Annotated in this window: 11 protein-coding genes; all 11 read right to left on the bottom strand. The window is 44.4% G+C overall.

The features are described 5' to 3' along the window. Positions 1–36 precede the first annotated feature (36 nt). Positions 37–1,203 carry a nucleotide sugar dehydrogenase gene (locus tag LG201_RS00580; protein ID WP_226770247.1) on the bottom strand — a complete coding sequence of 389 codons (1,167 nt, stop codon included), beginning with the start codon at positions 1,201–1,203 and terminating at the stop codon, positions 37–39. 56 nt (positions 1,204–1,259) lie between these two features. Further along, on the bottom strand, positions 1,260–1,727 hold the full coding sequence (locus tag LG201_RS00575; protein ID WP_226770246.1) for a GDP-mannose mannosyl hydrolase: 468 nt from the start codon (positions 1,725–1,727) through the stop codon (positions 1,260–1,262). 7 nt (positions 1,728–1,734) lie between these two features. Further along, positions 1,735–2,721 (bottom strand): acyltransferase family protein, encoded by a 987-nt coding sequence (locus LG201_RS00570; RefSeq protein WP_226770245.1) that lies wholly within the window; start codon positions 2,719–2,721, stop codon positions 1,735–1,737. Between the two features lie 4 nt (positions 2,722–2,725). Beyond that, a complete protein-coding gene (locus LG201_RS00565; protein ID WP_226770244.1) occupies positions 2,726–3,478 on the bottom strand; it encodes a WecB/TagA/CpsF family glycosyltransferase in 753 nt (250 codons plus the stop codon). A 152-nt stretch (positions 3,479–3,630) separates the two neighbouring features. After that, positions 3,631–4,770, bottom strand: coding sequence for a glycosyltransferase family 4 protein (locus LG201_RS00560; RefSeq protein ID WP_226770243.1), 1,140 nt, complete (start codon positions 4,768–4,770; stop codon positions 3,631–3,633). Next, complete coding sequence (locus tag LG201_RS00555; RefSeq protein ID WP_226770242.1) at positions 4,767–5,714, bottom strand: glycosyltransferase family 2 protein; 948 nt, start codon at positions 5,712–5,714, stop codon at positions 4,767–4,769. Before LG201_RS00555 ends, LG201_RS00560 begins: the two co-directional genes overlap by 4 nt. A 3-nt stretch (positions 5,715–5,717) precedes the next feature. Then, entirely contained in the window at positions 5,718–6,221 is a 504-nt protein-coding gene (locus LG201_RS14390; protein ID WP_319006024.1) for a serine O-acetyltransferase, read from the bottom strand. A gap of 19 nt (positions 6,222–6,240) precedes the next feature. Beyond that, the gene (locus tag LG201_RS00545; RefSeq protein ID WP_226770241.1) at positions 6,241–7,488 is read right to left on the bottom strand and encodes an MATE family efflux transporter; all 1,248 of its coding nucleotides are present in this window, start codon (positions 7,486–7,488) and stop codon (positions 6,241–6,243) included. A 101-nt stretch (positions 7,489–7,589) separates the two neighbouring features. Further along, positions 7,590–9,503, bottom strand: a complete 1,914-nt coding sequence (locus LG201_RS00540; protein WP_226770240.1) for a glycosyl hydrolase — start codon at positions 9,501–9,503, stop codon at positions 7,590–7,592. Between the two features lie 35 nt (positions 9,504–9,538). Next, on the bottom strand, positions 9,539–10,657 hold the full coding sequence (locus LG201_RS00535) for an O-antigen ligase family protein (RefSeq protein ID WP_226770239.1): 1,119 nt from the start codon (positions 10,655–10,657) through the stop codon (positions 9,539–9,541). Between the two features lie 3 nt (positions 10,658–10,660). Then, on the bottom strand, positions 10,661–11,644 hold the full coding sequence (locus LG201_RS00530) for a GDP-L-fucose synthase family protein (protein WP_226770238.1): 984 nt from the start codon (positions 11,642–11,644) through the stop codon (positions 10,661–10,663). Positions 11,645–11,649: the final 5 nt, after the last annotated feature.

The following is an 11,649-nucleotide window of genomic DNA, read 5'->3' as shown; positions in this document are numbered from 1 at the left end:
GGAATTGAGCCAGCCAGGCTAGCCTGGCGCTTAGCATTAATCGCTACCGAACAAGTCCCGGGTGAATACTTTGCTTTCCACATCCTTGAGCTCGGCTGTCAAACGATTGGAAACGATCACGTCGGCCTGTTGCTTGAATGCGTCCAGATCATTCACTACCCTGGAATTGAAGAACTCCGTCTCCTGCATCACAGGCTCATACACAATCACCTCTATACCCTTGGCCTTGATGCGTTTCATGACGCCCTGAATACTGGAGGCACGGAAATTATCAGAGCCTGCTTTCATGATCAGGCGGTAAATACCCACCACCTTAGGCTTCCTGAGCAGGACACTTTCCGCGATGAAATCCTTGCGTGTGCTGTTCGATGACACAATCGCATTGATCAGGTTTTGCGGCACATTGCTATAGTTGGCCAGAAGCTGCTTGGTATCCTTAGGTAGGCAATAACCACCATAGCCAAATGAAGGATTATTGTAGTGGGAACCAATTCTGGGATCCAATCCAACGCCCTCAATAATTTGACGGCTATCAAGACCATGACTGGCCGCATATGTATCCAGCTCATTGAAATAGGCGACACGCATGGCGAGATAGGTGTTGGCGAATAGCTTGATTGCTTCTGCTTCGGAGCTATGAGTCAGCAGGATAGGTACGTCTTCCTTCACGGCGCCCTCCTGCAACAACTTGGCAAATACTTCAGCACGTTCAGACATTTCTCCGACCACAATACGTGATGGATAAAGGTTATCGTAAAGCGCTTTGCCTTCGCGCAGGAACTCAGGCGAGAAGATCAGATTGTCATTGCCAAGCTTTTCCTTGATGGAAGCGGTGTAACCCACAGGTATCGTGGATTTGATCACCATTACAGCATTAGGGGCAATCTCTGCCACATCATTGATTACCGCCTCTACTGAGCGCGTATTGAAATAACTGGTTTGGGGATCATAGTCAGTAGGTGTGGCAATTACGACATAATCTGCACCAGCGTAAGCATCATGCTTATCGAGGGTTGCGCGGAAGTTAAGAGGCTTGCTTTGTAAATACTCCTCAATTTCCTTATCGACTATTGGTGAAACTCTATTATTGAGCATGTCCACTTTTTCAGGGACGATATCCAATGCAACCACCTCGTGCTTTTGAGCCAACAGAATGGCAATCGACAACCCTACATACCCGGTACCTGCAATTGCAATTTTCACAATAGACAACCTTTCAAAACAATATATTTAATAAGTTGATTTAATTTATAACTTTATTACTTAAGAAAATAATCTTTAGTGTAAACATGGACATCGTCAGCAAAGATCAAGTCATCAATTTTCCACCAGGATAATTCTGCATGTTGATTATCATGCTGCTTGATTTCAATGTAGTCTGGTAACAATATACGATGTCCAAGCACTACATAATGAGTAGATATTCCCACATCCCCGACAAAACTATCATCATAAAAATGTTGATATGCGCCCATGAGCTCAGGCTTGATATTGTGATTATTCAATGCCGTGGCAATTGAAAGCTCCTGATCCAACACCCTATTTAATGCGGCTGAAATCGTCTCATTTTTCATGATTCGACCGCCAGGTACAAACCAAAAACCTTGGGCGGGCCTGTTCAATCGGCGTCCCAATAAGACTTGATCTCGTTTCTGAATGATCAAGTCCACTGATATCAAGGGCATTGCATCAACCATGGATGCAAATTTTTCTTTGGAATAAAACATAATTTTATTAAGTAGTATATTTATCGAGCAAAGGGGATTTGGAAAATAAAAATTGTTTTATCAATATTGGAACGTATAAACCAGCCAGCATCAGCACTATAAAATAAGGAATAAAATTAATACCATCCCATGAGACAAATTTAAGACCTACGCCCTTAACCAAGCCAATAACGATAGTATTGAGCAAATAAATCACAAAAACATACTTACCCAATTGCGTCAGAATGGCAGAATCTTTGACATATTGAGCACTCACAAAAAACATCAGCGCCGGAATAGACAGCAAGCCCAAAATCAGCTTAGGCAGCAACAGATACTCACTAGCAACCAGTGCGATCACAAAAATCAGCGCCCATAACCAGCCGTAACGGTAATTATGATTGGAAAATGTTTCATAATTTCTGGCAACCCAAGCACCCACCATGATGAATAGCAAGAACTCTGCAACCCGATTCAACATAAATAAATGGGTAAGCTCATCCTGCACTATGAAGGCACACAAGCCCACCACCATCCAAATCACCTTACGTTGTATCAGCCAGTGAATCACAGGAAAAATAAGATAAAACAAAAACAGCACATAGATATACCACAAGGATGAGGCACTACTTTGTGCGGGATACAATAATATATCTAACAAGGCTGACACATCTCTACCTTGCAGATTGTCCACCTGAATAAAATGACTCGCTATCAATTTACCAAGATAAATTAATATCGCCATAATAAGAAAAGCGGGCATCAATCGCAGAAATTTGCTTTTGACGTATGAAGAAAACTGGGAAAATCCAACAAGCGGCTTATATGTATATTCAATGATAAAACCACTGAGAAACATAAAGAAAGGCATGTGGAAATAATATATAAGATACTTGCCGATCTCATACCATTCATTGCCAGCAGGTGGTTGTCTCGCGACAACATGCCCAATGACAACCAGAAGAATGGCCAAGCCCTTCGCCCTATCAAGTTCGGATAATCTTTCCCGGGACATGGCTTTACTTACCTATTGAATTCTTCAATATATGAAAAATAAACAGACTGTTAGTCACCAAATACCGTTTCCAGAGTCTGCGCGGCTCTGAAGCAAGACGATGCAGCCACTCGAGTCCACTTTTTTGCATCCACAATGGCGCGCGTACGATGGTTCCGGCGTGATAATCAAAAGCCGCGCCTACGCCTACCATCACTGCGTTAATTTTCCCCTTATGCTCGGCCATCCACTTTTCTTGCTTTGGACAACCCAGGCTGATCCACACAGTGCCCGCACCTGATTGGTTAATCTGATTAATGACAGATTGATCTTCCTTCGCAGTCAAGGGACGGAAAGGCGGGGAATACATGCCGGCAATTTTGAGTTTGGGGAAATGCTGTGCCAATTTACCCCGCAGGATATCCAGCGTGTTTTGCATGCCACCATAGAGAAAAATGGACTCTCCTGTGCTTTCTGCATGCGCACAATATTTCCACATCAGGTCAGGCCCATTGATACGCTCCTGACTTGGTTCACCTTTACGGCGAATCACCCAGGCTACTGGAGCACCATCTGGCGTTGCCATATCGGCTTGATTGATGATTGCTTCAAACTCTGGGCTCTGGGTGGCAGAAACAACAGAATGTACATTGCAAATGCAAACGTATGCGCTGTGACGAACTTTTGCCCAGGCTGCAATCTTGGACACTGCTTGTGGCCATGTAATGACATCAATATCTGCAGCCAGCACCTTCACGGTTTTTCTTAATGCACTCATTCAATTTCTCCGGGGGGTTTATCACAGCATGACGTGCCAGTGATAAGGTATTTATCATATTTAGTTTGAATGCCGAGTGACTTTCGCCTTCGACATGAAATAAGCTTTAGCTCATCTTCAGCCAATAGTGCGATGCAAATAATATGCCGTGTTTACTTGCGATACGGCGGTGCATCCATACACGCTACGATTGCATCGGCAAAATTGATGGCCATATTTTCCACAGTAAATTTCTTAGCGCTGGCAGCACATCCTGCCTTCAACCTTAGCAGCGCGTGCTCATCAGCCAGTAGATCAATCACCGATTGAGCATAGTTTTCCAGGGTATCTTCTGTAATCAAACCATTGGAATGGTTTTCCAAGTAGGCAATTTCAGGACTATGCAAACCGCAGTCCGTTGTCAGCAATGGCACTTCGCAAACAAAAGAATCAAGAATCCCCAAACCGACCAAACCAGGGTTGAGCATGACATCGGAGATCGCAAGCAGTGCCACCTTGTCTTTACCCTTTTGTGCGCCTAGGTAATGAACCCAGGGATTGCTGCGAACAAATTCCTCAACCAAGACGCTATCTGGCCCTGCCCCTACGATCAGGAATTCAAACTCCGGGATATCCTGACGTATACGCTTGGCGGCCTCCAGCATGAATTGGATACGCTTTTCTTTGTAAAGCGAACCCACATAAATACCGACTTTTTTCCCGTTTAACGATAGACGATCTTTTATGGCTTGTAATTCGTCCGGGTTTAAAGCATCGCGTAAATTTTTAAGCTCAGTCGTATCAATGGAGTTATTCAGAATGGATATACGCTCGGATGGAAATCCTGACTTTTCTATCAATGGTCGACTCAAAGGGGTATATCCTAGCCACCAATCCGCCTTTTTAGCGGTGTAGCGTTTGAATTTTTCTCGCAAACTTTTAGGATCGCCCTGCAGGTTAGCACCATGACCCCACAATACCACGCGTGGCACTGGTGACAAGAATTGAGCATATAAATTGAAAAGCAGCTTATTTTCCAAGGCAAATACCGCACAATCAACATCACCAAGTAAGGAATTAAAGCTTTGCCAGCATATTCTTCCATTTGCGAAATAATGCGTTGGCAAAACTTTAGCCCATGGGATATTGCCACTATCGTTTTTTGTCGACTCTTCTGGCGTACCGGTTCCAGCAGCTAAAACTAGCTCACAATTACGCTTGGCAAACTCTGCTCTTAATGCTTCAAAAAATGGAATACGGTAATGCGTCATCCTTCTTTGGATAACAAGCACTTTTCTGCCAGATTTATTCATTGTGTGCTCTTTTTTTTGTAATGACGAATTTTTTCAAAAACAACGCCACGTATCCGTGCTGGCATCAGTAATGCCAACAACATGAATATGTGCTTTTTCCTGAGCCCAGAAAATTGCATACTTAACTTCAGCTCTCTGAGCGCCAATGAGCGTTCGTTCAACTCGGTGAATAGTACGGCGCGAATCTCATGCCACAGACTGAGATATCGAGATAAGCTCGGCCGTTGAAATTTCCTGGATAACTCGGCCAACTCCTCTCCCACCCGATCGGGGATCGCAGGACGGCGGATATTGGCCACACGATTGATCGCTTGCTGATCCGGAATATAAAAAACGGCTGAAACTTTACTGGAAAAAGCCATGTCTCCTGCCAACGCCAATTTGGCCCAAGTGATGAGATCCTCTCCGGATTTCACGCCCACTGGGAAACCACTAATTTGCAGCAACACTGACTTCCTGGCCGCTGCTGATGAGCTATGCAAAACATGATCATAAGCAATCGAGACAGCGAAATAATCACCAACCAAACTCAACGCTTGTCCGGAAAGCTGCGGTGGATAACGCAATGCCTGCACTCGGCCATTAGTATCAATTTTGTTATATGCAGTACCTACCGACGTAACCTTAGGAAATGCATTGATCAGATCTTGAAGCTCCTGCAGATGATCTGGCATCCAGACATCATCTGCATCCAAAAATGCCACCCACTCCCTACCAGCTGCAGCAATACCCGTATTTCTGGCTGCTGCAACACCTGCGTTTTCCTGTTGAATGACTCGGATTCTATCGTCATCAAATTGAGAGACGAGCTCCATACTGCCATCCGAAGAACCATCGTCAACTACGATAACTTCATAATCAGAGAGCGTTTGTTGCAGCACTGAATTTAGCGCACGCTCAATAAACGCTTCCTTATTGTATAAAGGGATGACAACAGAAAACATAGCTTACTCAACTCTATTCAAGATTCGTGCCGGATTGCCTACCACCACTGATCCGGCGGGAACATCCTTGACAACAATGGTTCCCGCGCCTATGACTGCGTTATCCCCAATAGTCACAGCACCAAGAATGACAACATGCGCACCAATATCGACGTTATTTCCGATCACAGGCACTAAAACCGAACCAAACTCGGCAGTCTCTTTAACGCCTATGGTAGTGGTATGTCGCAATGTGACATTGTTACCTATTTTAACTTGATCATTAACCACCAGACCCATGCCATGGAATACCCGCGCATTCTTGCCTAGTGTCAAATTCCAAGGTAATTCGATACCCAATATCCACTCCACCGCGACTCGGTAAAATATCAGGAAAGGAAGACCAATAATCAACACTAGTTTATTGCTATGTCTAACTAAATAAGCACAGCGAAAAAGTAATAACACCAATCTAGCTTTGATATTACCTTTATTGATATCCCAATCCTGCAGTATGTCAGTAAGCATGCTCAACTTGATCCCTTATTCAAAAACCGCTGTCTCGACCTATCTTTCGCAGTAGCGATCGCCCATAAATCCATGCCAACAAGCTTAGGGCCAATGCACCACTTAACATGCCTATTGAGACTGCAAGAATCGAAGTCTTCATGAAGGTGAAGGTGGTTATCCCTTGTATCAAAAATGCGGTGGAAGAAAGCCAGAACCAAGCAGGTTGCTGATTCAAGCATAAAAACAATCGCTCCTGAACATTGTTGATAGACATGATCACAGCCGCGATGGCATTAATACATATCAACAAAATCAGCTGATTACCTGAAACCCCATACAGCAAAGTGATCAAGCCAGATGCCAGGCTAATCAAACCACCAACTAATACAGTGGCGAGTATATTTTTCCTAATGAGCTGAAATACCGTGCCAGTGATCAAACTTGGACTGTTTGTTTTCATGCTATCACTCAGGGATTTGATGATTACATTGCCCCAACTTGACGCCGGCATTAACACTAAAGTATGCCATTGAGTGGCAATGGCAACCAAACCAACACCCACCATTCCATAATATTTTTGTACTAGAAATATTGTACACAGCCAAGTGACAGCAGCATTAATCGTAGCTACGACCATAGTAGGACTGGAAGCAGTAAATTGTTTAATAACATGCGTGCGAGCACCCTCGTGCTGCGAAAACTGCTTTACTGGGGATTCAAGCTTTAATAATTTTGTATTAAGCACGAACAAAGGTAATAAAGAGTTGAGGATGAGTAAATAGAATGCCCCCTCAAGCCTCATCCAATAAATAACCGGGAATGCCGCCAGACTAATGCCTATAGAAGTAATTGCATACCATTTTGCAGGGACAGTGAAATTTCCAGCTCCATTGAAAAATCCCTGCAGCACTGCCCCATTGAGACTTGCAATGATGACACTTGTGCCTGTGATCATCAGAAACAAAAGTGACTGATCAGCGTGACTTTCTGCAGAAATGGATGATGAAAATAAAAAATAAAACCCAACTGCAGATACCACTGATAGTGCCAACATCAGCAGCATGTAGGATTTGGCATACCCCCTGAATACTACAGTGCTTTGATTAAAAGCCAGGGATGCAGAAATAGTTGAGTTGTTCGTAGCCACCCGGGAAAAGGGGATGGCAACTGTAGAGGCGGTATTAACAACTGCAGAATACACACCAAGGCCTTGTACACCCACTACTCTGGCGATAATAAAACTGATTACAAATCCAGCACCCCGTATCGCCAAGTTAGCAAACAATGTCCAAAATCTTGGTGTGTTTATTTTATTTATTATTATCCTGTACATTCATTCCATTCTGGCATTACTGGCTGCGAGACAACCCTCTATCCAAAGCAAATTTACTTTTCAAAACCATCCGGGAAGAGCAGCACAGGTGTCTGCTTAACTTCAATAAAGTCTGAGGTTAATTTCTGCGTGAAATTATCGCCAGCATAAGCGAAGTTTTTCAATGTCGGCTGCTTGGATACATCCAGACTGAGATTGGCTTTGGTTGTCCAGAATACCAAGGCCACCTTGCCATTCTTCTCTACTCTAACTTGATTCAGCCCATTCGATTCAAATTGCACATAATCAACGTGGCTACCAATCAACCAGGATTTGACTATGCCGTAAACCCTACCCAATGCCGTAGGCGTTGCATAATTGGACTCCACCATGGGCTTGCCCCCATATAGAGGTGATGCACCTTCCCAAGTATAGAAGTTAAAGTCAGATATCTTTAATGCTGCATTGCTGATAACCCCTTGAGCCAAGGCATCTTCAGCAGAAGTTATATTCGCTCCGGCTTGAATGGGCTTGCAGTCTTCAAGCACTGAATTGCATGAGATGTTGGTTTCAGTGTTCCAGATGGGCACATTCACCAAGTCATGGTTATCCAGCATCGCACGGATATTTCGCAATATGTTTGTAGAAAGATCTGTAGACCTACCCACATAGACATGCACACTGATGGCATCGGTATAACTACCACCACCCGCAGCCAAGAATCGTGACAAGAAGGTAATGCCAGACCCTGTGATATTAGGCCCAATCACCTTGTTGTTGGGGTCTATTGCTTTCAGCTCTTGATAGGTAATGCGCGCCAAGGTAGCCATATTTTCCGCACCGCCATCCCAGAAACCCCAGTAATCAGCCTCATTCCACAGCTCCCAAACCTTGATTTTACCTTTGTACCGGGTGCCTACACTTCTGACGTAATTACGCCAGTCATCCAGATTCACAGGCATGGTGCAAACGGAACGGCCATAAGAAGAACCATTACAAGCCTTGGCATGTTTAGTACCAGCCCACTCCGGGGTCATGCCTAAGGTATAAATAATCTGTACGTCTGGATTATTGCGCAAAGCGTAATCCACATACATATCAAGCCGTCTAGCATGAGCAGAACTGCTCCATTGAATAGGTCCCTTGTAGGGTTGCAGATTGGCCCAGGTAGTGCCTGTGTCCCACAATCTGATAGACCCTGGGTTGAAGCTGGGCCATGTGGAGTGCACACCCAGTTTATTGATATGAACGCCAAAGAATTTGTTATCTATGGTTTTAGTAGCGTAAGCGGGTAAAGAATAGGTGGTCGTTGTAGTCTTAGTGGTGGTAGTCGCCTTGTTTGTGGTTGGTGTAGTCGTGGGCTTAGGTGCTGCAGTTTGATTGCCTAGACCTGAAAAATTACCTCCACCGCTACCACCTACTACATTATCACCTAAACCCAGCTTAACCTCAGGCGTAATAGTGTTCACATTAGGAATAGTGACTACCAGATCCTGCACATTGGCAATACTTAAAATGCTACCCACTGTAGAGGGCACGACCTCTTCTAGAGTAGCGCCGTTCAAGCATAATTTGATATTGAAATCTTCAATGCCTAGTCTTACCTTGCCTACAGTATTAAGAGCGTAAATGCCTTTTAACTTAACCTGCTTCCAGCTAGTGGTGACATTGGCTGTTTGAATGGCAGCAGTCTCGTAATGTGCACCATCCCTACGGAAAAACAATCTTACTTTAGTAGGCTTGTCAGCCTTGAGCCACACACTCACCTCATATGCCTGATTCTGACCCAGCAGGGTAGGCATAATCAGTTCGGTATCTCCAGTGCCACGGGTTTTTAGCAAAAATGAAGTTGAAGGTTTACCATCTCTCACACCACACGCTGCATCAGCGGCGGCAAAGACATGGGAAGACCCGCCCCATGAATTAACTGTCCACCTTGTCTCAACAGGCGCAGCATACGCTAGCACTGCACTCAGTCCTAACAGCATCCCGCAAATAATGCTTAAATATCTGTGGCATAAAGTCATGATTTAACCCCTTCAAGTATTGATTTACTATCAGCTGTATTTATTGTTCTAACGCAGTAAACGAAAATAAAGAGCAAAAAGTAATAAACTAAGGTGTTATCACTAATAAACATCGTATTAAGGAATACAAAGCCGACTCTGACGGTATAACTTTTGGCTGTATACATCAAAGCTATCATGAACGACAGAAATATCAAGCCATACTCATAAAATATTTTGACTAAATCACTGTGGAGGTTGACTTTAGTCAATGATGAAAAGCCTGATTTTGATAACTCATATGAGGTGCCAGGTCCCTGGCCCCAAAAGAAGAATTGCTCAGGATGAGCGAAAATTTCTTTCGCCGGAAGAGCTAGAACTTCTTGCCTACCCATCCCCAGCTGGTTAGCACTTTGATTGGTGTATTCATGAATGAGAAAATCAAATTCACCAGCACCATAAAATAACAAAGTTGCAACGAACATGAGGTTTACAGGAATCATGACCCAGGGGTTGAGGAGATAGCGGCCTCGCTTCTCCCCCAGCAGAACAAATATGCAGGCCACAGCGGCACCAAGCAAGGCAATCCGCTTCAAGCAAAGGATAGCCATCACAATGCTGAGGATGAGTAAACGATAGCGCTTCTCTATTAAAGCAAAGGGGATTAACAAACCAAAAACAAAGCCAAATGGAGATTCAAAAGATGACTCAGAGGTTGCAAGATCAAAATTAAAACCACTGGTCAAAGCACCCGACATCCCGAAAAAAACCAAGGCACCAAGAAGAAAGATTAAAAAGATAGTCCAAAGGCTAACTTTGGGAATCTTATACAGCAGGGAAATAGACACCCCGGCAAAAATGAAGAACAAATCCTTGATGCCTTCATTATTGCCAAGGGGAGATAAAATAAAACCCGCTAGAACAAACGCAAAAAATGGCCAAATCTCATCACCAAATCTAACTTTTCCATCGGCGAGTAATGCCAATATCACCAGGAACGGTATGGTGAAGAAAAGATATCTCAAGAATGGCAATGTTACGCATAACAGCCCAAGCACCAATCCAAAAACAAAAACCACGTTACGAAATAAAACCGCGTTATCCTTTTGGACTGGTGCTTGTAGGAGATTAGCCATAGTTTATTGCGCCTGAAATTCCAGGAAATCCTGATATGCTTGTTTCAAACCATCACGTAATGAAGTTTGTGCTTTCCAACCAGCTTTACTTAAGCGATTAACATCCATCAGCTTACGCGGCGTGCCATCAGGTTTGGTCACATCAAAAACCAGATCACCGTCAAAACCGACAATATCCTTCACCAACTCTGCCAACTCCTTGATAGTCACGTCCTCACCCACACCCACATTGATCAATGGTGGCTCGAACTTGCCAGACTTTGTTTCGTCGCTACCTAGCAGTGCCTGGTATTGTTCATCGGACAAGTTCATCAGATAAACGCAGGCATCTGCCATATCATCGCTATACAGAAACTCGCGCTTGGGAGTGCCAGTTCCCCAAACAGTCACGGATGATGTCTTATCCCGCTTTGCTTCATGAAACTTCCGCAGCAATGCCGGAATGACATGACTATTTTCGGGATGGTAATTGTCACCAGGGCCATAAAGGTTAGTCGGCATGGCCGCAAGATATTGGGTGTCGTACTGGCGGTTATAGCTCCAGCACATTTCAATACCCGCTATCTTGGCCAGCGCGTAAGGTCTGTTAGTAGGTTCCAACGGTCCTGTCAGCAGGTGTTGCTCCTGCATGGGTTGTGGCGCTAGCTTGGGATAGATACAACTAGAGCCCAAGAATAACAAGCGACGCACCCCATGCTTCCATGCACTGTGGATCACACTATTCTGGATAGCCAGATTGTCGCGGATGAACTCTGCAGGATAAGTATTGTTAGCAACAATACCGCCAACCTTAGCTGCAGCCAAAAACACGTAATCCGGCTTATGCTCAGCAAAAAACTTGTCAGTCGCCACGCCATCCGTCAAGTCAAGTTCGGCATGGGTGCGCTTGATGATATTGGTATGGCCCTTGGCTTCCAAGTTTCTGACAATAGCGGAACCGACCAATCCCCGGTGGCCCGCTACGTAGATGCGCGCATTTTTATCCATGTCTG

It is taken from the genome of Methylobacillus gramineus, from assembly GCF_020532675.1.
Taxonomy (GTDB): Bacteria; Pseudomonadota; Gammaproteobacteria; order Burkholderiales; family Methylophilaceae; genus Methylobacillus; species Methylobacillus gramineus.
Note: the sequence above shows the minus strand (reverse complement) of the source record. Positions and strands in the feature narration are given on the sequence as shown.